The following is a 21,578-nucleotide window of genomic DNA, read 5'->3' on the forward strand; positions in this document are numbered from 1 at the left end:
GAGTGAAGTATGATTACCCTGGACAAACTGACCAAGATTTTTGATACCCCCAATGGATCAATCACGGCTGCCGACCATATCTCCATGGAAGTGCCAACCGGTGAGATCTGTGTTCTGCTCGGGCCTTCCGGCTGCGGCAAAACGACCACTCTCAAAATGGTGAACCGGATCATTCCTGCCACATCAGGCCGGGTTCTGATTCATGGTGAAGATACTTCGCAGATGAACACTGTCGATCTGCGACGCAATATCGGCTATGTCATCCAGCAGATCGGCCTTTTCCCGAATATGACTATCGAGGACAACATCTCGGTTGTTCCCAAACTGTTGGGCTGGAGTGCTGAAAAGTACAAGAAGCGTGCGTTAGAACTGTTGGATCTGGTTGCCCTTGATCCAGCTATTTTCCTGAAGCGTTATCCCAGTGAACTTTCCGGTGGTCAGCAGCAGCGGGTTGGCGTGATCCGTGCCCTGGCGGCAGACCCGAAAGTCATGCTGATGGATGAGCCGTTTGGAGCGATTGACCCGATCAACCGGGAAGTGATTCAGGACGAGTTCCTGAAAATGCAGAAAGAGCTGCAGAAAACCATTCTGTTCGTCAGTCATGATATTGATGAAGCGGTCAAGATGGGCGACAAGATTGCTATCTTCCGTGAAGGCAAGCTTGAGCAGTACGCAGCCCCTGATGACCTGCTGGCTCATCCCGCCAATGACTTTATTGCCGGTTTTGTTGGTAATGACCGGACCTTGAAACGTCTGCAGCTGGTGACGGCCGGTGAGGTTATGCAACAGAACCCTTCTATGGTCACTCTGGATCAGCCTCTTGATGAAGCCTTGCAACTGATGGAATCCCGTGATCTGGAAGCAGTGACAGTCGTTAACCGCGAGCAGAAACCAATCGGTATGGTCAGACGCGAGATTGCGCAGGTTCATCGTGGCTCCTGCCGGGATCATCATGATGGCTTGCCCACGGTTATTTACCAGGATGATGACCTGCGTTCCGTGGTGTCTCGTCTTTACCGGGTCGATGCCAGCTGGCTGCCGGTTGTTGATGGTGAAGGCTATCTGCAGGGAGTTATTACCCAGCGGGGTATTACCCACCATGTTGGTGCAACCTATCGAACCCAGGCGTAACCGGGGCGGGAGATAACAATGGATAAAACCGCCTTGAATCGGTACTTCAGAAACATCTTCCTGTTTCTGATTTTCTGTTTTGGTGTCTGGGCTGAAAGAACCGGCTATATCGAAGAAATGGCTTACTACCAGGAAGATGTGATCTACCTGGCAGGTGAGCATTTATATCTGACTCTGGTCTCAGGTGGTCTTGCGGTACTAACTGGCGTACCCCTGGGAATCTATCTGTCACGGCCAAAAATGGCGCAGAGGGCTGAAGCTTCAATGCAACTGCTGAATATCGGCGGCACTATTCCTACTCTGGCGCTGCTGGCACTGGCAATGAGTGTATTGGGGATTGGCAACAATGCAGCCATTTTCGGTTTATGGGTGGCAACCCTGCTGCCAATCGTGCGCAACACATTTACCGGCTTACGCTCTGTTCCGGCTCATATGAAAGAAGCCGCCAGAGGGATGGGCATGACTCCGGGGCAGATGCTGCGCCAGGTTGAACTGCCCAACTCCCTGTTTGTCATTATGGCCGGTATTCGTACGGCTCTGGCCATCAATATCGGTACAGCGCCCCTGGCGTTTTTGATAGGTGGAACCAGTCTTGGTGAACTGATCTTTACCGGCATAGCGGTAGATGACCAGGCCATGATGCTGGCGGGTGCCATCACGACGGCACTGCTAGCTGTTGTTATAGATTTTGCCCTTGGTCTTCTGACCATGGCTTTTGTCAGCAGAGGGGTTAACCCACTGCGTCAGCGAACGGCGTAAATCATCACAGCTTAAACTGCTGCGGATGGATTTCGCAGCAGCCATTCTGAAGGAATATACGACCAGTTGTTCTGTGAGAAATATTTCACAGATGGATCGGAGAATAATCAATGTCCATGAAAACCAAACTACTTGGCCTGATGGCGGCACTGATAACCAGCTTTACCCTGTCTGTACAGGCAGTCGAGCTGGTTGTTGGCGGAAAAGGCTACACCGAGCAGTTGCTGCTGGCTTCCATGACCGAACAGTTTTTGAAAGCGAACGGTTATGATGTCGACAAACGTGATGGAATGGGTTCCACGGTTCTGCGCAAGGCGCAGCTGAATGACCAGGTTGACCTGTACTGGGAGTACACCGGCACTTCCTTGCGGACATACAACAAAATTAAAGACAAGATGACCGCCAGGGAAGCTTACAACAAGGTTAAGGAGCTTGATGGCAAGCTGGGAATTATCTGGCTCAATCCGTCTAAAGCCAACAACACCTATGCGCTGGCTGTCCGTGCAGATGACCCGAAGATGGCAAATATCAACACTCTGAGCGATCTGGCTGAAGCCGTGAATGACGGTGAAGATTTCAAGTTTGCTGCTAATATTGAGTTCCCTGTTCGTCCTGATGGCCTCAAGCCTCTGCAGAAAACCTATGACTTCAAGTTCAAGCGTTCCAATGTCAAGAAGATGGACCCGGGTCTGGCCTACCAGGCACTGAAACTGAAAGAAGTGGATATTGCCCTGGTCTTCGGAACAGATGGTCGTATTGGCGCGTTCGGCTTCAAGGTATTGGGAGATGATAAAGGCTTCTTCCCCGATTACTCCATTGTTCCGGTTATTCGCCAGGGTACCCTACAGAAGCATCCTAAGGTGGGAGAGCTGTTGAACACGATGTCTTCCAAGCTGGATGACAAAACCATGTCGGGCCTGAATGCCAAGGTTGATGTGGACAGGCAGTCTATTGAAAAAGTCGCCAAAGACTTCCTGAAGAAGGAAGGTCTGATTAAATAAGGGCGGCACAGAAGCTTGTTCCCATGCCGGGAGGTATGGGAACAAGAAAGCTGTCATGGGTTGACGAGGTTAGCGAAACTGAACCATCTCAGCTGCAATCTCTTCAACCGGAAATCCCATCTCCATCATGCCGACCTGCTCGTCGTATACTTCTGGATCTACAACTTCCTTCACGGCTTCGGCACTGGCGGTTTTTACGCATTCTTCAATGGCAGGACCAGGTGCGCCGTCGCGATCGCCCAGAATGACAACTTTCTTGTCTTTCAACATGGCAATGGCTCTATAGCGAGTCAATAAGGCAACAGAAGTAATACTCCGGTTCACGAGTTTTGAATGGAAAGCAGTTCGTTAACGGTGGTTCTGGTAGACGCAAATCTCTTGAAAAGCTGATTCCTTAACTACTTTCAATCTAAACAATAAGTTGAAAAATCCTGCATGTGTTGACATCTACTGATCTGATTACTTTTCTCTGAAGTCAATAGGACTCAAGCAATAGGCGTCCCTCATAGCTCCAGGCCAGCAGATGACTGATTTTCTGCCCCTGACTCATCTTGATTATCTGGATATTGGTCGCTCCCAGCTGCTTTAGCAGTTTCTCTAAAGGCCGCAGGTTCTCTTTTTTGGAAACCAGAGAGGTAAAGATGCCTACTTGCTCTGCGAAGTCCCTGCTTTCGCGAGCCATCTGTTTTAAAAAGCGAATCTCGCCACCTTTACACCAAAGTTCTGCTTTTTGACCACCAAAATTTCGTTTGTCTTTCAGGTTATTACTCTGGCTCTTTCCGCCTTTAAGATTATTCCATTTACGCAGGCTTCCAGCCTGAGCTTCAGCCATTGAAGCGTGGAAGGGCGGGTTGCAAAGAGTCACATCAAATCGGTCATTGGCTTTGATAATGCCATGGAAAATATGATTCTGATTACGTTGCTGGACAATCCTGATCTGGTTCTTCAGGCAGGTGTTGCCCTCAACAATAAGGCGGGCCGCCTTGACCGAGACAGGATCAATATCTGTAGCAGTAAAAGACCAGTCATAAATCTGACTGCCGATAATAGGGTAGATACAGTTGGCACCGGTACCGATATCCAGAGCCTTTATGCTTTTCCCTTCGGGAATGATGCCCTGGTTTCTGTCAGCTAAAAGGTCAGCAAGGTAGTGAATATAATCGGCACGGCCTGGAATAGGTGGGCAGAGATAACCTGCCGGGATCTGCCAGAAACTGACGTTGTAAAAGTGGGCAAGCAGAGCTTTGTTCAGACATAAGACGGCACTGCTGTCACTGAAATCAATGGTCAGCTGTCCGGCAGGATTTGAGGTGAGAAAGTCAGTCAGTTCAGGGCAGGAACCGGACAAGGCTTTCATATCATATCGGCCGCTGTGTGGGTTCCTGGGATGAAGTGAACCTTTATGAGTTTGTCTTTTTGAACGAGTGCGTGAGTCAGCCAAAACAGAATCAGATCATGGGCGTATAAAAGAGTGCGGGATTGTAAACCTGTAAAGAGGGTTCGGCGATATCCAATGTAAATTTTTTATGAATCGATGACAGAACTATTTACCTGAACTCTTTGTCGTTTATATTAATTATTATCTAACTATAAACAGCCATGAGCGGGAAATAGCTTTTTTGTCACCCCAGGGGGATGAAAAAGCTATTTCAATGGTAAAACAAAGGAATTGCCGGGAGGCAAAAATGATCAGCTATGATCAGCTGAGTCATGGAGTGAGGGAACTGCAACCCTCCGCGACACTGCGCATCAATGAAGATTCTAATCGTTTAATTCGCCAGGGGCGGGACATTATCAAACTTGGTCTGGGCCAGTCTCCTTTTCCTGTTCCTGATATTGTTGCTGATACCATGCGACAGTATGCAGGTGAAAAGGATTATCTTCCCGTTCGGGGATTGCAGAAACTTCGGAAAACAGTCGCAAGTTATTATCAAAAACGTGATGGTGTCCCCCGAACAGCAGATTCCGTTCTGGTAGGCCCGGGTTCCAAGGAGCTGCTGTTTAATCTTCAGATGGCCTGCAATGTTGAACTGATACTTCCTGCTCCCTGTTGGGTTTCCTATGCTCCACAGGCTTTCCTGCTTGGGCGCAATGTCCGTCATCTTGAAACCCGACCGGAAAATCAGTGGCGGGTTCTTCCGAAGCAGCTTGATCAGCTGGAAAAGAAAGACACTGACAGTGTTCAGGTTTTAATCCTCAATTATCCGTCTAACCCAACCGGCTGCAGTTATGAACCTGAGCATATGAAGGCTCTGGCAGAAGCTGCCCGCCGCAATGATATTTTGATTATTGCGGATGAGATCTATGGTGAAACCCGCTTTGATGGCGTTCATCACTCGATAGCGACTTATTATCCGGAAGGGGTAGTCATCAGCAGTGGCCTTAGTAAATGGTGTGGTGCTGGTGGATGGCGTCTGGGTGTAATGGTTTTTCCTGCTGAGCTTGCTGTTCTGCAGGATAAAATGGCCGTTATTGCCAGTGAGACATTTACCTCGGTCAGTGCGCCAACCCAGTATGCAGCCTGCACAGCGTTTGAATATCCTACGGCGGTGGAAAAATACCTTAAGCAATCGCGGCGGGTTCTGAAGGTTGTAGCGGATTATATGCATGAGAATCTGACACGCTCAGGACTGGAAATGGTGCCTGCTGTTGGCGGTTTTTATCTGTTGGTCAGTTTTGAGAGTTTTCGGGATAAACTGGCGACAAGGGGGATAACCACCTCTGATCAGGTTTGTGAACAGCTGTTGTCTAAAGCCGGAGTGGCCATTCTTCCCGGTAGTGATTTTGGTTTGAAGAGCAACAGACTCTTTGCCCGGCTGGCCTATGTTGATTTTGATGGTCAGCAGTCTCTGGCAGTGGCAGAAAAACAGAAGGGTACTCAGCTGCGAAATGCTTTTGTTGAAAGTAACTGTCCGAGATTGGTGCAGGCTTGCAGAAGGATTGATGCCTGGTTGAGGTCGCTTGGTTAAAAAACTATTTACCCAAGTTGTGCTTATCTGTTATTTCTTTAAAAAATCAGGATAGTGATATTTTATTTCTTTTTGACTCAGGCAATTCAGGTGCTGGCGAAGGACTTCTTGGGTGCAGGGAATATCGATCCAGTTGGTAGAGGCGGCTGATTTCTTGTAGTTTTTGCAGCACTGGAAGTAATTTTGGCATTTTCAGAATGTCCCTCTCAGTCATGCTTGTTTGGGTAGCAGGGTTGACCGATTTTTCTTTTAGACAGGCTTCAAGAGCTGAGCGTTCGAAAACGTTTCCAGTCTCATCAAAGCATGGATCATCAATTTCATCTATCTTTTTGAGGGTGACGAGGCAGATGAAAGTGTTATAGAGTTCTAAGACAAGGCCTGTTGCACGTCGTTGCAGGTCAGAATCTGGGAAAAGGCCAGACTCCGATTGCCACGAAAATGGTGCTTGGAGGTAAAGGTTTGGATTATTGCTGATGTCGGGTTTGTCAGCTCTGAACTGAAGCCAAAAAGTTTGCTGAAAACTGTCAAATTGCAAACCGAAGCGACCAGCAGGGAACGTATCAAGATATTTCTCCATCAAGGAAAAATCTTGAAGAGTCCACAGACCATTTTCAGGTTCACACTCTTTCGATTGCGTCAGATGGCGAAACGGAGTGGCAATTGAAAATTGAGTGATTTGGTGAAAACAGTTTCTTAATTCCTCTAAATTTTTATGATGGGTTTGTTCTGTACAAATATACAAAATATTAACAGCCTTATCGCTATGTAAAGCCTGGTTCATTTTGACGATGTCCAACCAGGAGGGCGTCCTGTTATCTTTCTTTTCAGGGATCAGCCAAAGTTCCTGCGATGCTGGAAACAGGAGTGCCAGTAAACCGCTATAGTTACCATTTGGTGGCAGGCACAAGCGAAAGCTCTCAGAAAAACCTGAAGGTATACGGTTTTGGCTGTCCATTAGTAACAATGTCCTTTTACCTGATGCACCTGGTTTCCATAGGGCTTCGTCAAAGGTTCCTGTGTATTTACCATTTTGTGGCAAAATGACACCAAGCCCGTTGTCGGAAATGTCCATGCAATCTGGTGCTGCATTCGTCTCGGTCAAGTCATGGGAGTTGGTCAATGCAGCATAAAGTTCTACTCTATCAGCCTGCTCATCAGTAAGTTTATGGGCAAACACGCGAGGGCGGTAAAAACGGCTGTGAGAGCCAGCCCAGAGGAGAAAATTATACGTAGGATTGAGAATCGAGGGGAGGAATTCTGCAGCATCCTTGTTATCGATTAAAACCTCATGTCTCACAGCGTGAACATATGCACCTAACCTCGCCCACCTATCGAGTTCTTTATTTGTTCTTAAAGATTGCATATCAGGATCTGAATAATACTCCTTAAACCACTTGTCTACATCTTCTTTTGATTTTAAAGCCAGATAATTACGGAAGCGGAGTTCAATAGACTTGGCAATCAATTTTTTCATAAGCCGTACCAGACGAAAATCCAGCTTTATCTTTTTGAATGTTTCATTAGCCCCTCTTTCAACGATTATATTTCCTTCCTTCAGAGCCGTTGTGCTGGCGATATGGTAGGTATCGAGCAATTGTTGTTGGGTTGGATTTGAATTCAGGGTGTTTTCAATGACAATACAGGTTCTTTGTACCCATTCAGGAGTTGATGAAGCTGGTTTGGCTGGCATTTTTTCCAAAGAAGTTTCGCCCAGGGCTTGGATGGTTCTAAGATCCCAGACAAGTGGTGAGTGTGGTTCAGTGTTGGCCTTTCCCTTGTCTGTGAGATCAGTACCTGTGGGTTTTAAATGCTCAGGAGCAGAGATCATTATACCGTCCTTGATATCAAATCGAATAACTGGTGTCTTGTGTTCGACCTGTGTTCCTTTATCAGGTTCCAGCTTGCAGCATAGTAAGCTGCGAGTAATGTGGTGATTGGCTAACTTGATTGTTAGCCTGGCTCCATCTTTTGCTAGATTAGTTTTGGCCAATTACCGCTTTTAATCGTTCACCCAGAACCTTTCGTAACTGTTTGACTCTGTCGGGATCACTGATGGGATTACCCGAGCTGTCGGTGATAAAGAACACATCCTCAACCTTTTCACCCAGGGTGGTGATTTTTGCCTTCTGGATCTGGATATCCTGTTCCATAAAGACATGACCCATATGGCCGAGCAGGCCCGGACGGTCGGTGGCATTAACCTCCACCACTGTTCTCTTGTTGACCGGGTCATTACTGAGGATAACTTCGGGACGTGCTGCAAAGTGCTTGAGCTGGCGGGAGACACGGCCCCCGGCAAAACTCGGAGCTGGCAGGCTCTTCTGGTTCAGCATGATTTCAATATGCCTGCAGATACGTTCTATCCGGACAGTGTCGTTCCCCAGAGGTTTACCGGTTCCGGCATCCAGTACAATAAATGTATCAAGTGCAAAACCGCTGGAAGTTGTAATAATGCGGGCATCATGAATAGTCAGGTGAAGCTGTCCCAAAGCGATAGTACAGGCAGCAAACAGGTGGGATGCATCCTGGCTGTAAATAAATACCGCTGTTCCGCCTTCATAGCGCCGCTCGGTGGTTTCCTGCACTAAAACAAGAGGGCTTCTTCGCTGGTTTTTCAGAATGCCCTCGGTCTGCCAGGCCACCTCCCTGGCATTGTGCCGCAGGAAGTACTCGTCTCCGAGTTCTGACCAGAGATTGTCGATATCCTGTTCTGGAATTCCCTGGCCAATAAGTGTGCTGCGGGCAAAGCTTTGGGTGTCGTCTATTCGCTCCTGTTTGTCGATAGGGTTTTCCAGCCCGCGATGAAGGGCGCGGCGGGTTTCCCTGAACAGCTCCCGCAACAGGCTGGCACGCCAGCTGTTCCAGAGTTTGGGGTTGGTGGCATTGATATCGGCCACAGTCAGGCAGTAAAGGTAATCCAGTCGCCTCGAATCACCTACCAGGCGGGCAAAGTTATTAATGGTCTCCGGGTCGGACAGGTCCTGACGCTGTGCCGTAACAGACATGGTGAGATGATGGCGCACCAGCCACTCCACAAGTGAAGTGTCGGCGGCAGACATCCCGTGTTGCTGGCAGAATTCCTGGGCATCTTCTGCGCCAAGAATAGAGTGATCACCGCCACGTCCTTTGCCGATATCGTGATAGAGACCAGCAATATAGAGCAGTTCCGGCTTGGGAATACGTTGTTTGGCCCGGCAGGCAACGGGGAACAGTTCTTCACTGTCGCGATAATTAAAACGCCGCAGGAATTTGATCAGCAGCAGGGTATGGGCATCAACGGTATAGTTATGGAACAGATCATGCTGCATCTGTCCAATAATATGACCAAACTCCGGCAGATACCGGCCAAGAATTCCGTAGCGCACCATACGTCGAAGGCTGGCTGTTAACGCGTAGGGAGCTGTCATCAACTGCAGGAACAGTTTGTGATTCTCTTTGTCCTTGCGGAAGTTTTCATCTATCAGGTGTCGTGCATCCCGCAGGGCACGAATGGTTTCTGCCGTTGGGCCGAGAATAAACGGGTTGCGCGACATCAGCACAAACAGTTCCATCATGGCTGATGGGTGGCGGGTGAAGGTGTCGATTGCCGTGGTTTCGATATATTCGTTACGAACCTGGAAATGCTCGTTCAGCGGGATAATGGCGTGATCCTTGCCATCATCGAGAATATTATCATCAAAGTTTTGCAGCAGAAGATCGTTAAGCACCCCCTGGATCATGACGGCCCGAAAGTACTTCTGCATAAACTGTTCAACCGCCAGGGCTCCGCCTTCTATATCCTTGTAACCGAACTGCTTGGCCAGCTGGCGCTGATAATCAAACAGCAGACGGTCTTCCGGTCGGCCTGCAAGCTGGTGCAGGGCCCAGCGTACCTGCCACATAAAATCCCGCGCCCGCACCATCATATGGAACTCACGGTCATTCAAAAAGCCGATGCGCACCAATTCACTGGGGCGGTCAGTCCCATAATGACGCCGGGATATCCAGCCGATCATATGCAGGTCGCGAAGTCCGCCCGGTGAGCTTTTCAGGTTGGGTTCCAGATCATACTCGGTCTGGTTGAATTTACGGTGCCGTGCTTGCTGCTCATAGAACTTGGCCTGCAGGTATTCTTTGCTGGGCCACATATTGTCCTGGGATATGGCCTCCTGCAGGGCGACAGGCATCTCTTCCGGGCCGGAGAGTAATCGTGACTCGACCAGTGTTGTGAAAATGGTCAGATCCTCCCGGCCTTTGTCGGCACATTCGCTGATCGAGCGAACACTGGAGCCAACTTTCAGATTGATATCCCAGAGCAGGGTAAGAAAGCTTTCGATACATTCCCGGTGGGGTTCGGGGTCTTCATCCTTCAGAAGAATCAGGATATCGATATCTGAATGGGGGTGAAGTTCACCACGGCCATAGCCCCCAACCGCCAGCAGAGCGATATCACCACAGTTGTGGCTGGCAAGGTGTTTCCAGGCCAGTGTCAGCACCTGGTCAATCAACCAGGCCCGTCCTGTGACAAGGGATTGTATTGACACTCCTTCATCAAACCAGTGCTCCATCAGTCTTTCAGCCTGTTCCAGGCACTTTCTGTAAGCAAGGAAAGGCTTGGAGGTAATCGTCAGCTCTGCCCTGAACTGACTGCGATTAAACAGTTGTGCTTTTTGTTGTTCGTTGAGTTGGCTGGTCATTCTTTCGTGAGTAAATCTTGCGTTGTCCGGTTGCTGGGAGTGTCACTCAATTGGGTTGAGTAAGCAATTGCAGAGGTGGATATGTTGTTTTTGTGCACGTAACTGGTTATCAATATCTAAGGATCGTCAATAGTGTGCATGAAATCCCTATGATATGATCCAGCCCGCTTATCGGGGTGTCCGAATGATTTCCGTGAGTTTTCCGGAAACCGGGCTGAGAGTTGACCCGTTGAACCTGATCCAGTTCATGCTGGCGTAGGGAATGAGCCGATTATTCGGGTTTTTCCAAGCTGATGTACTGGCAGTCCTGTAACTGGCTGGAGAAATCCTTTAATGAAAAAGCTGTTATCTGCCCTGCTGCTGACTCCTCTATTAAGTCTGAATGCCCAGGCTGCTGATCTGACTGTCTATACCTACGATTCATTTGTTTCCGACTGGGGCCCAGGGCCACAGCTGGAAAAATCCTTTGAGAAACAGTGCAACTGCGATATTGAATTTATTGCCCAGGAAGATGGCGTCAGTATTGCCAACCGCCTGCGTATCGAACGTTCCAACACCAAGGCTGATGTTATTGTTGGTATTGATGATGCACTGATGGAAGTTGTGCGCCGGGAAAATCTGGTTCAGCCCCATGGGCTGGCTCTGAAGGGTTTGAAGCCGGAGCTGAAGTGGAAAGATACTGAGTTTGTTCCCATTGATTATGGATATTTCTCCTTCATCTACGACAGTGACAAGATCAAGAAACCAGCCAGGTCCCTGAAAGAGTTGATTAACTCCAGTGCTTCAGTGATCTACCAGGATCCCCGGACAAGTACTCCCGGTCAGGGTTTAATGCTGTGGGTGAAACGCATTTATGGTGATCAGTCTCCTGAAGCCTGGAAAAAACTGGCCGAGCATACAGTTACCGTGACCAAAGGCTGGTGGGAAGCTTACAGCATGTTTCTGGAAGGTGGTTCCGATTATGTGCTGAGTTATAACACTTCTCCCGCCTATCATATGGTTTCTGAAGATAAGGAAAACTATAAAGCCGCCAAATTTGCTGAAGGTCATGTTGCCCAGATTGAAGTGGCCGCAATCACCACTCACAGCAAGAACAAGAAACTGGCTCAGAAGTTCCTGAACTTTATGGTTTCCCCTGAAGCGCAAAAGATTCTTCCAGTCACAAACTGGATGTCTCCGGTCATTGAAAATGTCGAACTGCCTGCTGCATTTGGAACTCTGATTCAGCCTGAGCGTATTGGTTTCACATCAGTGGAGGTGGCGGATAACCGCAAGCAGTGGTTGAAGGAATGGCGTCGAGCAGCTGCCAAGTAAAATCTACATGCAATTGATTGTTCGATTCTCAGGCTGGCTGGCTTTGCTTGGTGTCAGCCTGGTTACACTGCTGTCTTTTTACGGGCTGATCGGTTTTTCTGATCAGGGGCCGGACTGGCAGCTGTTCAGTGACAGCTATTTCTATAGCATTCTTTCTTTCTCCATCCAACAGGCTTTTTTGAGCGCGCTGTTTTCAGTGTTGCTGGCCTGGCCTGTTGCCAGAGCAATTTACTACCAGCCGAATCTTCCTGGAGTAAAGGCTTTTCTCAGTCTTTGCCTGCTTTGTTTCGTGATGCCGACTCTGGTGCTGATTACCGGGCTGGTGGCGCTATTGGGCGGCAATGGGCTGGTCACACCAGCTTTTGAACTGTTACTTGGGGAAGGCTGGGATATTTATGGATTGGGAGGAATCCTGCTGGCCCATACTTATCTGAATATGCCTTTTGCTATCCGGATTTTTTATCAGCAGCTGAATGCGATTCCTGATAGCAGCTGGCAGCTGGCGTCACAGCTGAAACTCACTCCCTGGCAGAGATTTCGTATTGTTGAGTGGTCCAGTCTGTCCGGGCAGGCCCTGACACTGTTCGGTTTTATTTTCGTGTTGTGCTTTAACAGCTTTGCCATTGTTCTGGCGCTGGGGGGCGGGCCGCAGTCGACCACTCTTGAGGTGGCAATTTACCAGGCGCTGAAATATGACTTCAATATTCCGGAAGCCTTGATGCTTGCCTGGGCTCAGCTCCTTATCGCTGGCGGTTTCTTTATGCTGGTGTCCCGGCTGGGGAAAGCCAACTGGTTGTCGGTGGATACAGCTTCACGGCTGTGGACCCCTAACGCCAAAGGGTACCGGGGCAGAATGATGCAGCTGACTTATCTGGTTGCCTGGGTTTGCCTTGTTCTTCCTATGGTGGCACTTCTTGTCGGTGTGACGGACACCGATCAATCTCTGAAGCTGGCAGAGCTGCTTGTTCCTACAGTCACCAGTCTGGGTTTGGGGCTGTTCTCGGCAACTCTGGGTGTAGTCATGGCCTGGGTGATGTTAAACCCGGCCAGGGAACTGAATCGGCGAGGAGCAACGCGACAGCAGCTGGTTGTAGAGTGGATTGCTTCCCACGGGCTTGTGGCACCGGCCATGGTGGTCTCGGTGGGTCTGTTTATCTTCTTGCTTCAGCATATAGATATTGATCGTTGGGGTATGCCGGTTGTGGCTCTGCTGAATACATTTGTTGTGATTCCTTTTGCGATCCAGAAGCTGAAACCGCGGCTGCTGCAGTTTGATGCCCAGTACTACGACTTGTGTCGTTCATTAAAGGTGAGCGGATTTGCACTTTGGAAAATTCAGTGGCCCTTTGTCAGGCCGGTATTCCTGACCACCTTTGCCCTGCTGTTTGTTCTTGCTATTGGCGATGTGGCGATCTTTTCCATCTTTGGTAACCAGTCATGGCAGACACTGCCCTGGCTGATTTATGGTTATGCGGGCAGCTACCGAATTGCCGAGGCCAGTATTGCATCTCTGTTGCTGCTGGGTATTTGTAGTTTGATTTTATGGGGTTTTGAAAAAGCCCAGATGGAACAGAAAAATGTTTGAAGTCAGAAAGCTGGAAATTGAACGGGACGGAAAGACCCTGAAGTATGACTTCAAACTCAAGACTGGACATGTTCTGGCCATCCAGGGATTGAGTGGTGTTGGTAAATCAACCTTGCTGTCTGCTGTTGCAGGATTCGTGAACAGCATAAGCGGGCAGATTCTTTGGGAGGGGCAGACCTTGAATGGTCTGTCAATCGATAAGCGGCCGGTCAGTTACCTGTTTCAGCAAAATAATTTGTTTGAACACCTTTCTGTCATGACAAACATGACCCTGGGTTTTGGAGAGAGGCCGGTAAACAGCGATCTGCTTGATCAGATCACCGATGCCGCCCATGAACTGCAGGTCAGTGACCAGTTACAGAAAATGCCGGGGGCTTTATCCGGTGGTCAGAGACAGCGCATCGCTATTATTCGCACCATGTTGCGTCCAGAGCCTTTGGTTTTGCTTGATGAGCCATTTGCAGAGCTGGATCCGCAGACCCGCCTGCTTGCTACAGGATGGGTGCGAAAAGTTGCCAAAAAATATAAGAAAACAGTTCTGATGGTGACCCATCAGTCGGAAGATGTGGAACAGGTGGCAGATAGTGTTCTGATGCTAAAACAGAGCTAATGGCATGGTTTGCGCACTGGGTGCTGCGCAAACCATGGCTGTACGGCTTAGTTAAGCCAGCGGCGAAGTTTCGCCTTTACGCAGGGTCAGGATTTCATGGCCGTCTTTTGTCACCAGAATTGTGTGCTCCCACTGTGCAGATGGGCGGCGATCTTTTGTGACAGCGGTCCAGCCATCACCTTTCAGCTTGGTCTGCTTTTTACCGGCATTAATCATTGGCTCAATGGTAAATGTCATGCCTTCCTGCAGTTCAATGCCTGTTCCTGCCAGCCCGTAGTGCATGACCTGGGGTTCTTCATGGAAACCCTGGCCAATGCCATGGCCACAGTATTCTTCAACGACAGAGTAATGGTTTTTGTGAGCGTGAGCTGAGATAGCAGCGCCGATATCCCCCAGCCGTGCTCCCGGACGAACCTGCTCAATTCCGAGATACATACACTCACGGGTGATCTTGGCGAGGCGCTCAAGATGCTCCGGTGCTTCACCAATAATAAACATCTGACTGGTATCACCGTGATAGCCATCCTTGATGACAGTGATATCAATATTCAGGGCATCACCTTTTTTTAGGACCTTCTTATCACTGGGAATACCGTGACAGACAACGTCGTTCAGAGAGGTGCAGATGGACTTCGGGAATCCGGGACGGCCCGGCGCCGCACCATAATTGAGTGGTGCCGGAATGGCTTTCTGTTCGTTGACGATGTAATCGTGACAGATGCGGTCCAGTTCCCCAGTGCTGACACCTTCTTTTACGTGGGGAGCGATCATTTCCAGTACCTCGGCAGCGAGGCGACCGGCGATGCGCATTTTTTCAATTTGTTCCGGTGTCTTGATAATGACAGACATGTCGCAATGATAATCCCTGAAATAGCCCAAAATCGGGGCAGGTAATCCATTCTAGCAAATGCCGGGGTACGCTTAACACCCACATTCTATAGGGGATATATGGGGGGATATTGAGTATATTGGGAGCGAAACCGAATTGGTTCTGATATGATGGCGCTCCCCGCCCTATGGAGGGACGGGAATGATTGAACCTGACGGGATGATTTCCGGGATATGTCACAACATAAGATTTCCCTGGCTCCGGTGCCGATGCGTCTGGTAGGGCCGGTTCGAATCATTGGCGAAACTGTCGATGACAGCGTGATGTTACCGCTGGCAACCTATGAGACACCGCTCTGGCCGTCAGTTGGGCGTGGAGCCCGTGTTGCCACCCTGGCTGGTGGTATTCGTGCCACAGTTATTGATGAGCGCATGACTCGCTCAATCCTGCTGGAGGCGCCTGATGCCACCAAGGCTCTGGCAGCCTGGCACAGTCTCTCCTCCCGCAAGGACGAGATGAATATGGTGGTTCGCGAGTGCAGTCGCTTTGCTAATTTGATTGACCTGCACCATCAGATCATTGGTAATCTGCTGTATGTTCGCCTGGAGTTCACTACTGGCGACGCCTCCGGTCATAATATGGTGACCCTGGCAGCTGAAAAGCTGCAGGACTGGTTACTGGGCGAATATCCTGAGCTGAAGTACACCTCAATTTCTGCCAATTACTGCACCGATAAGAAAGCGACTGCAGTTAATGGCATTCTTGGTCGTGGCAAGAATGTGGTCTGTGAACTGACCATTCCCCGCGCTCTGTGTGAGCGTCGCCTGAAAACAACACCTGAAGCTGTTGTTGATCTGAACATCAAAAAGAATCTGCTTGGTACCATGCTGGCTGGTGGTATTCGCAGTGCCAATGCCCATTTTGCCAATATGCTTCTGGCTTTTTATCTGGCAACCGGACAGGATGCTGCCAATATTGTCGAAGGTTCGCAGGGTATCGTGCACTGTGAAGTGCGTGATGGCGATCTTTACTTCTCTGTGAATCTGCCCAACCTGATTGTCGGAAGTGTCGGCAACGGTAAAGGTCTGGACTTCGTGGAGGAGAATCTCAAGCTTCTGGGTTGTCGTGAAGAGCGGGAACCTGGTGAAAATGCACGTCGACTGGCTGTGATCTGTGCCGCTTCTGTTCTTTGTGGGGAGCTATCCCTGCTGGCAGCCCAGACCAACCCCGGCGAGCTCATGGCCGCCCATGTGAAGTTTGAGCGCTAAACCAGATGAGTGCTGAATCCCCAACGCCTGAGGCTGAAGGTCATCTGACCAACAGTCGTAAGGTTGAACATATCCAGCTGATTGAGCAGGATCGGGAAACCGATCGGGATGCCCGGTACTTTGACCGTATCCGCCTGACTCACAGAGCTTTTCCTGAGATCAATCTTGATGATGTTGATCCCAGTGTCGAGTTCATGGGCAAGAAGCTCTCTTTCCCTTTGCTGATTTCTTCCATGACCGGTGGTGATCATGCGCTGGTGCGTACGATCAATTACAACCTGGCTGTGGCTGCCCAGGAAACAGGCGTGGCCATGGGGGTTGGTTCTCAGCGGGTTATGTTTGAACAGTCTTCTGCCCGGGCAAGTTTTGCCATTCGTCAGCATGCTCCAGATGCTTTGTTGTTTGCCAACCTGGGGGCGGTTCAGCTCAACAAGGGTTTTGGCATTGAGCAGTGCCGGGAGGCTGTTGAGCTGGTGGGTGCGGATGCACTCTATTTGCATCTTAATGCTCTGCAGGAAGCTATTCAGCCGGAAGGAGACACGGAGTTTCGTGGTCTTCTTGACCGGATCGAAGAGATTCGTCAGCAGCTTGAAGTTCCTTTGCTGCTGAAAGAAGTTGGCTGTGGCTTTTCTCAAGAAGATATTGCTGCTGCTGTGTCCCGCGGCATCAAATATATTGATGTGGCCGGGCAGGGTGGAACATCCTGGAGCCGGATTGAGCACCATCGGGCTGATGACCTGATGAATCCGGGTATTTTGTTCCAGGACTGGGGAATACCCACCCCAAGAGCGCTGAAACTGGCTGCGCCCTATCAGAACCGTATTGAACTGATCGCCAGTGGTGGTCTGAGAAACGGTGTTGATATGGCCAAGTCTGTTATACTCGGCGCCCGTCTTTGCGGGCTGGCTGCCCCGCTGCTTAAGCCGGCCATGGAGTCCGTTGATCGGGTGATTACAGTTATCGAAGCTCTCAAGCGGGAGTTCGTAACGACCATGTTTTTACTTGGTGCCCCCGATGTTGCCGCATTACACGGCAACGAACGGTTAATTCTGGATGACTTTTCCTGAATATCGGTTTATGTCTGTCGGTATTGATGATATCAGTTTTTATTCCTCCGGCCTGTATCTGTCGCTGAGCACACTGGCAGATCACAACGGAGAAGATCCGGATAAGTACCGGGTAGGTCTTGGGCAGGAACGCATGGGTGTGCCTGCTCCGGATGAAGATATTGTAACGCTGGCTGCCAATGCCGCCAGGCCGCTGATTAATGATGGCAACCACGATCGAATCACTACGATTCTGTTTGCGACGGAGTCCAGTATTGATCAGTCAAAAGCGGCTGGTGTCTATGTGCAGCGGCTGCTTGGGCTGGGGAGCAACTGTCGTATAGTTGAACTGAAGCAGGCCTGTTACAGCGCTACTGCCGCCATACAGATGGCCTGTGGTCTGGTGGCACGTAAGCCCGGTGATCAGGTTCTGGTTATCGCTGCGGATATTGCCCGCTATGGCCTGGGCACTCCCGGTGAAGCAACCCAGGGTTGCGGCGCGGTTGCAATGCTGGTCAAGGACAGTCCCCGTCTTCTGGAAGTTCATCCGGAAACCGGCTGCTACAGCGAAGATGTTATGGACTTCTGGCGCCCCAACTATATGGATACGGCGCTGGTGGATGGCAAGTACTCCACAATTGTCTATCTCAAGGCTCTGCGTCAGAGCTGGAAACACTATCGCGAGAATGCAGGCAGCGTTGATTTTGGTGACTTCAGCCGGTTCTGCTATCACCTTCCGTTTACCAAGATGGGTGAAAAGGCCCACCGTAAGCTGGCTGTGACTAATGGCGTATCCATGGATGCGGAGCTGCTGGAGCAACAGATAGGTTCCGGTCTACTTTACAACCGCCAGATTGGTAACAGCTACAGTGCCTCCCTTTATATTGGTCTGGCATCTTTGCTGGAAAACGATAAGGAAGACCTGTCAGGCAAGCATATTGGCCTGTTCAGCTACGGTTCCGGCTGTGTTGGTGAGTTTTTTGCCATGACGGTCTGTAATGGCTATCGCGAACATTCCCGTCGTGAACAGCATCTGGCTATGCTGGAGCAGCGTCAGGAGCTTGATTACCAGACTTATGCGGAACTGTTTGGCCATTCCTGCCCTCAGGATGGTGGCGAGCATTACTTTCCGGAAATGGCGGCTGGCCACTATCGCCTGGCCGGTATCCATGATCACAAACGAATCTACTCAGAAACTGACGGTTAATGGGTGATTCTGCGCAGTGTCGCAGGTATTCTTTGCTTTTTACCATGGAAATGCTCACTGCCTTATCATGGGTTGTGAGCATTTCCAGCTCATGGCTGTCCGGTCTAACTGTTAACGACAGTCAGGCTGGACAAGGAAATAATACAAGCGGCAGGAGCCCTTCGAAGTACATGGCAGGTTGCCCGTGAAAGCCATTGCCCCAGGCAAAATAATTATCTCCGGTGAGCATGCGGTTGTGTATGGAACACCGGCACTGGCTGTTGCAGTGAATATTCATGCCCAGTGTGAAGTGAAACCGGTTCAGGATGCGGTTGTTCATCTTTATCTGGATGACTTTGAAGGTCGGAAAGGTCGCCTGGCTGAGTGCTCACTGATCGAGCTTGAGCACCTGCGCCGCAGGATTGATGAGTCTTATCAGGCCTATCTTCTCGGGCAGAAAAATATCTCTGATGTGTTGACGTGCCCAGGGAATCTGTATCTCTATGCCATTGCCGGACTGTTTAGTGCGCTCGGCATCCCGCTGGATAGGGGCTTTGAGGTTCATCTGCATTCCAAAATTCCCATGCGCTCCGGTATGGGGTCCTCTGCTGCTACTGTTGCTTCGGTCCTGGCAGCTGTTGCCGGCTATTACGGTATTCAGCTGGACAAGGAAGCGCTGTTCCGCTTTACCAGTCATACTGAGCGTCTTCAGCACGGGTGCAACAGTACAATTGATCCAATGGTTACTGTGCATGGTGGGCTGGTGCGTATGGAGAATGCCCAGGTGGAAACCGGGCAGTCTCTGCCTGAGTTGAACTGGTATCTGGTTAACTCCGGTGAGCCGGAAGTCAGCACCGGCCAGTGTGTGGCGGAAGTGCGCCGACGCTTTGGTAAAAGCGCCATCTGGAATGAATTTCATAATATTATTACCGGTCTTGAACAGTCATTTCTGACTCGGGATGTGGGTGCCTTGAAAGAGTACGTCAAGCGAAATCATCAGTTGCTGGTTGATATCGGTGTTGTGCCCAATACGGTTCAGAAGTTTGTTGAAGAACTCCGTACCCGCTATAACGCAGCTGGCAAGATCAGTGGTGCCGGTGCGGTCCATGGCGAAAAAGCCGGTTTTTTATTAGTTCAGAGCGAGGAGCCAATCACTGATCTTTGTGGTGATTATGGCTTCCCGGTAACCCGACTTCAGTGTGATCCTTATGGCGTCAGACTCTGCTGATAGCTCTATCTCAAGACGAGCTACAGTTCAACGTGTTGTTGTATCTGCGCCGGGCAGCACCATGCTGTTTGGCGAACATGCCGTTCTTTACGGTGAAGCGGCGATCGCCTGTGCTGTTGAAACCCGCCTGCGGGTTGAAGCAGCGCTGCGCGATGACCGCAGAGTTGTTATTCGATCAAGTCTTGGTGGCCTGGAGACCGATCTGGACAGGTTGGCTCAGGATCATACTCACCGGTTTACTCTGGCTCTTCTTGAAAAATGGAAGAACCGCCTGCCGGGTGGTCTGGATCTGGCTATTAGCTCAGATTTTTCCCATAAGGTCGGTCTTGGTTCATCTGCTGCGCTAACTGTTGCAGTGGCAGGTGCCCTGCGCAGTATCTCTGGTTTGCCTTTGCGCCCAAGAACCATGCTGGATGAGTGTCTGGCTGTGGTGCAGGAGGTTCAGGGTTCCGGCTCGGGAACCGATCTGGTGGCCAGCCTTTATGGTGGTATTGTTCACTATCGCCCTGCCACGCGCAGTGTGACTCCGCTGGGTGAGGATTTGCCACTGACGCTTTATTACAGTGGTTATAAAACACCTACCCCTGAAGTGATTGCCCATGTCACGAAAGAGCGTGCTCTTATTCCTTCTCTGTATGATCATCTGTTCCGGGTTATGGGGGAGTGTACCCAGCAGGCAACAGGTGCCATTCGTGAGCATAATATGACCCGGCTTGGTCGTTGCATGAATGTGTATAACGGCTTGATGGAAGGGCTGGGTATCTGTGATAAAACCCTTTCTGAAATGGTTCATACCCTTCGGCAGCAAGGTGCTGAAGGGGTGAAAATTTCTGGCTCAGGTCTGGGGGATTGTGTGATTGCTCTTGGAAATGCTGGTGATTTGGCTGGCTATGACCTGATTCCTGTACCAGTGGCGAAATGTGGAGTGTACCTTGAGCCTGACGCGGACTGATATTTCTGCCCGAATTCTTGCCGGGCGTCAGCCGGATATCGCTGACAGTTTTGAAGCTTATGCGCCAGTTAATATTGCCCTTTGCAAATACTGGGGTAAGCGAAACGCTGTTCTCAATCTTCCGGTCAATGATTCCTTATCAATATCGCTCGGAAACAAGGGCACAACTACCCGACTGACCCGTCTGCCCGGGGCGGAAAAAGATAAAGTTTTCCTGAATGGAAAACCAGTTGATGGTGAGTCGGCATTTTGTCGCAAGGTTGTGGCTCATATTGATCTGTTTCGCCCTCTGGGTTCTGGCGCGCTTCGTGTTGAAACCCGTAATGATGTGGCAACGGGGGCCGGGCTGGCATCCTCAGCATCAGGTTTTGCTGCGCTGACCAAGGCTCTGGTCGGACTGTATGGGCTGACCCTGAGTAATGAAGAATTATCGATAATTGCGCGCTTGGGTAGTGGTAGTGCCAGTCGTTCGATTTACTCCGGATTTGCACATTGGCACCGGGGTGTGCGCCCTGATGGGATGGACAGTTTTGCCTCTTCTCTGGATGTGATCTGGCCGGAGTTACGGGTTGGTGTGCTGACTCTGGCTGAGTCAGAAAAGCCGACCGGCTCTCGCGAAGGTATGCAGCGTACAGTTGATAGCGCCATTCTCTATAACAGCTGGCCAGAGCAGGCTGACCGTGATATTCGCAGGCTGGAACATGCCATTACGGTAAGAGATTTCACTCTTCTGGGTTCGACTGCTGAGCAGAATGCCATGGCTATGCATGCCACAATGCTGGCTTCATGGCCGCCACTGCTTTACTGGCAACCTGAATCTGTTGAGGTTTTGCAGAAGGTCTGGCAGGTCAGGCAGGATGGTGTTCAGGTTTTTGCCACTATGGATGCGGGGCCGAATGTAAAGGTATTGTTTGAATCAAATTCTGAGCCTGAAATGCGCAGTGTGTTTCAGAGTATGGACGTCATAGCGCCTTTTTCCTGAGATAAAGGCGTGTTTCTTGACCCGGATTTTACCATGGTTCGG

The 21,578-nt window shown here is 50.1% G+C and carries 18 protein-coding genes, 1 pseudogene and 1 riboswitch; of the genes and pseudogenes, 13 read left to right on the plus strand and 6 right to left on the minus strand.

Features of this window, described 5'->3' with window-relative positions; genetic code table 11:
* Nucleotides 1-9 precede the first annotated feature (9 nt).
* From M3P05_RS12750 to M3P05_RS12760, 3 genes are all read left to right on the plus strand, one after another.
* The gene (locus M3P05_RS12750; protein WP_249700079.1) at nucleotides 10-1,131 is read left to right on the plus strand and encodes an ABC transporter ATP-binding protein; all 1,122 of its coding nucleotides are present in this window, start codon (nucleotides 10-12) and stop codon (nucleotides 1,129-1,131) included.
* Nucleotides 1,132-1,149: 18 nt separating this feature from the next.
* On the plus strand, nucleotides 1,150-1,890 hold the full coding sequence (locus tag M3P05_RS12755; RefSeq protein ID WP_249700080.1) for an ABC transporter permease: 741 nt from the start codon (nucleotides 1,150-1,152) through the stop codon (nucleotides 1,888-1,890).
* A 110-nt stretch (nucleotides 1,891-2,000) separates the two neighbouring features.
* Nucleotides 2,001-2,891, plus strand: a complete 891-nt coding sequence (locus M3P05_RS12760) for a glycine betaine ABC transporter substrate-binding protein (RefSeq protein ID WP_332842012.1) — start codon at nucleotides 2,001-2,003, stop codon at nucleotides 2,889-2,891.
* Between the two features lie 69 nt (nucleotides 2,892-2,960).
* Here M3P05_RS12760 and M3P05_RS21240 read toward each other — a convergent pair whose 3' ends face one another.
* The 3 genes and pseudogenes from M3P05_RS21240 to rlmF form a co-directional block, all read right to left on the minus strand.
* The gene (locus M3P05_RS21240; RefSeq protein WP_408635911.1) at nucleotides 2,961-3,065 is read right to left on the minus strand and encodes a hypothetical protein; all 105 of its coding nucleotides are present in this window, start codon (nucleotides 3,063-3,065) and stop codon (nucleotides 2,961-2,963) included.
* A pseudogene (locus M3P05_RS21245) lies at nucleotides 3,063-3,161 on the minus strand (glycine/sarcosine/betaine reductase complex selenoprotein A); the annotation flags it as partial. The pseudogene M3P05_RS21245 and the gene M3P05_RS21240, both read right to left, overlap by 3 nt.
* 205 nt (nucleotides 3,162-3,366) lie before the next feature.
* Nucleotides 3,367-4,332 carry a 23S rRNA (adenine(1618)-N(6))-methyltransferase RlmF gene (gene rlmF / locus M3P05_RS12770; protein ID WP_283777791.1) on the minus strand — a complete coding sequence of 322 codons (966 nt, stop codon included), beginning with the start codon at nucleotides 4,330-4,332 and terminating at the stop codon, nucleotides 3,367-3,369.
* 244 nt (nucleotides 4,333-4,576) lie between these two features.
* Here rlmF and M3P05_RS12775 point away from each other — a divergent pair, with 244 nt between their 5' ends.
* Nucleotides 4,577-5,860, plus strand: a complete 1,284-nt coding sequence (locus M3P05_RS12775; protein WP_249700082.1) for a pyridoxal phosphate-dependent aminotransferase — start codon at nucleotides 4,577-4,579, stop codon at nucleotides 5,858-5,860.
* Between the two features lie 46 nt (nucleotides 5,861-5,906).
* Here M3P05_RS12775 and M3P05_RS12780 read toward each other — a convergent pair whose 3' ends face one another.
* Both M3P05_RS12780 and glnD read right to left on the minus strand, forming a co-directional pair.
* Nucleotides 5,907-7,688: an RING finger protein gene (locus M3P05_RS12780; RefSeq protein WP_249700083.1), complete on the minus strand. Its 1,782-nt coding sequence runs from the start codon at nucleotides 7,686-7,688 to the stop codon at nucleotides 5,907-5,909.
* Between the two features lie 148 nt (nucleotides 7,689-7,836).
* The gene (gene glnD, locus M3P05_RS12785; protein WP_249700084.1) at nucleotides 7,837-10,536 is read right to left on the minus strand and encodes a [protein-PII] uridylyltransferase; all 2,700 of its coding nucleotides are present in this window, start codon (nucleotides 10,534-10,536) and stop codon (nucleotides 7,837-7,839) included.
* Between the two features lie 162 nt (nucleotides 10,537-10,698).
* Nucleotides 10,699-10,815, plus strand: a riboswitch (TPP riboswitch).
* Between the two features lie 54 nt (nucleotides 10,816-10,869).
* Here glnD and thiB point away from each other — a divergent pair.
* The 3 genes from thiB to M3P05_RS12800 are packed head-to-tail and all read left to right on the plus strand — an operon-like array spanning nucleotide 10,870 to nucleotide 14,045.
* Nucleotides 10,870-11,850: a thiamine ABC transporter substrate binding subunit gene (gene thiB / locus M3P05_RS12790; protein ID WP_249700086.1), complete on the plus strand. Its 981-nt coding sequence runs from the start codon at nucleotides 10,870-10,872 to the stop codon at nucleotides 11,848-11,850.
* A gap of 7 nt (nucleotides 11,851-11,857) precedes the next feature.
* Nucleotides 11,858-13,435 (plus strand): ABC transporter permease subunit, encoded by a 1,578-nt coding sequence (locus tag M3P05_RS12795; protein ID WP_249700088.1) that lies wholly within the window; start codon nucleotides 11,858-11,860, stop codon nucleotides 13,433-13,435.
* Nucleotides 13,428-14,045, plus strand: coding sequence for an ATP-binding cassette domain-containing protein (locus M3P05_RS12800; protein ID WP_249700089.1), 618 nt, complete (start codon nucleotides 13,428-13,430; stop codon nucleotides 14,043-14,045). The genes M3P05_RS12795 and M3P05_RS12800 overlap by 8 nt, the downstream gene beginning before the upstream one ends.
* A gap of 51 nt (nucleotides 14,046-14,096) precedes the next feature.
* Here M3P05_RS12800 and map read toward each other — a convergent pair whose 3' ends face one another.
* Nucleotides 14,097-14,924 (minus strand): type I methionyl aminopeptidase, encoded by an 828-nt coding sequence (gene map, locus M3P05_RS12805; RefSeq protein WP_283777792.1) that lies wholly within the window; start codon nucleotides 14,922-14,924, stop codon nucleotides 14,097-14,099.
* 183 nt (nucleotides 14,925-15,107) lie between these two features.
* On the opposite strand from map, the gene M3P05_RS12810 reads away from it, so the two are divergent.
* The 6 genes from M3P05_RS12810 (at nucleotide 15,108) to mvaD (ending at nucleotide 21,536) form a co-directional block, all read left to right on the plus strand.
* Complete coding sequence (locus M3P05_RS12810) at nucleotides 15,108-16,142, plus strand: hydroxymethylglutaryl-CoA reductase (protein WP_249700091.1); 1,035 nt, start codon at nucleotides 15,108-15,110, stop codon at nucleotides 16,140-16,142.
* Between the two features lie 5 nt (nucleotides 16,143-16,147).
* The gene (gene fni, locus M3P05_RS12815; RefSeq protein WP_249700092.1) at nucleotides 16,148-17,209 is read left to right on the plus strand and encodes a type 2 isopentenyl-diphosphate Delta-isomerase; all 1,062 of its coding nucleotides are present in this window, start codon (nucleotides 16,148-16,150) and stop codon (nucleotides 17,207-17,209) included.
* A complete protein-coding gene (locus M3P05_RS12820) occupies nucleotides 17,196-18,395 on the plus strand; it encodes a hydroxymethylglutaryl-CoA synthase (RefSeq protein ID WP_249700093.1) in 1,200 nt (399 codons plus the stop codon). The genes fni and M3P05_RS12820 overlap by 14 nt, the downstream gene beginning before the upstream one ends.
* 184 nt (nucleotides 18,396-18,579) lie before the next feature.
* Nucleotides 18,580-19,602 (plus strand): mevalonate kinase family protein, encoded by a 1,023-nt coding sequence (locus tag M3P05_RS12825; protein ID WP_249700094.1) that lies wholly within the window; start codon nucleotides 18,580-18,582, stop codon nucleotides 19,600-19,602.
* On the plus strand, nucleotides 19,583-20,554 hold the full coding sequence (gene mvk / locus M3P05_RS12830; RefSeq protein ID WP_249700095.1) for a mevalonate kinase: 972 nt from the start codon (nucleotides 19,583-19,585) through the stop codon (nucleotides 20,552-20,554). The genes M3P05_RS12825 and mvk overlap by 20 nt, the downstream gene beginning before the upstream one ends.
* On the plus strand, nucleotides 20,535-21,536 hold the full coding sequence (gene mvaD / locus M3P05_RS12835) for a diphosphomevalonate decarboxylase (RefSeq protein ID WP_249700096.1): 1,002 nt from the start codon (nucleotides 20,535-20,537) through the stop codon (nucleotides 21,534-21,536). Before mvk ends, mvaD begins: the two co-directional genes overlap by 20 nt.
* Nucleotides 21,537-21,578: the final 42 nt, after the last annotated feature.

It is taken from the genome of Parendozoicomonas callyspongiae (assembly GCF_023502345.1).
Lineage (GTDB): Bacteria > Pseudomonadota > Gammaproteobacteria > Pseudomonadales > Endozoicomonadaceae > Sansalvadorimonas > Sansalvadorimonas callyspongiae.

Coding starts and splice junctions, on each gene's coding strand:
- thiB (WP_249700086.1), top strand. CDS start 10,870: ATGAAAAAGCTGTTATCTGCCCTGCTGCTGACTCCTCTATTAAGTCTG.
- M3P05_RS12795 (WP_249700088.1), top strand. CDS start 11,858: ATGCAATTGATTGTTCGATTCTCAGGCTGGCTGGCTTTGCTTGGTGTC.
- M3P05_RS12800 (WP_249700089.1), top strand. CDS start 13,428: ATGTTTGAAGTCAGAAAGCTGGAAATTGAACGGGACGGAAAGACCCTG.
- M3P05_RS12775 (WP_249700082.1), top strand. CDS start 4,577: ATGATCAGCTATGATCAGCTGAGTCATGGAGTGAGGGAACTGCAACCC.
- M3P05_RS12780 (WP_249700083.1), bottom strand. CDS start 7,688: ATGATCTCTGCTCCTGAGCATTTAAAACCCACAGGTACTGATCTCACA.
- M3P05_RS12760 (WP_332842012.1), top strand. CDS start 2,001: ATGTCCATGAAAACCAAACTACTTGGCCTGATGGCGGCACTGATAACC.
- fni (WP_249700092.1), top strand. CDS start 16,148: ATGAGTGCTGAATCCCCAACGCCTGAGGCTGAAGGTCATCTGACCAAC.
- glnD (WP_249700084.1), bottom strand. CDS start 10,536: ATGACCAGCCAACTCAACGAACAACAAAAAGCACAACTGTTTAATCGC.
- mvk (WP_249700095.1), top strand. CDS start 19,583: ATGGCGTCAGACTCTGCTGATAGCTCTATCTCAAGACGAGCTACAGTT.
- M3P05_RS12755 (WP_249700080.1), top strand. CDS start 1,150: ATGGATAAAACCGCCTTGAATCGGTACTTCAGAAACATCTTCCTGTTT.
- M3P05_RS12750 (WP_249700079.1), top strand. CDS start 10: ATGATTACCCTGGACAAACTGACCAAGATTTTTGATACCCCCAATGGA.
- M3P05_RS12820 (WP_249700093.1), top strand. CDS start 17,196: ATGACTTTTCCTGAATATCGGTTTATGTCTGTCGGTATTGATGATATC.
- M3P05_RS12810 (WP_249700091.1), top strand. CDS start 15,108: ATGTCACAACATAAGATTTCCCTGGCTCCGGTGCCGATGCGTCTGGTA.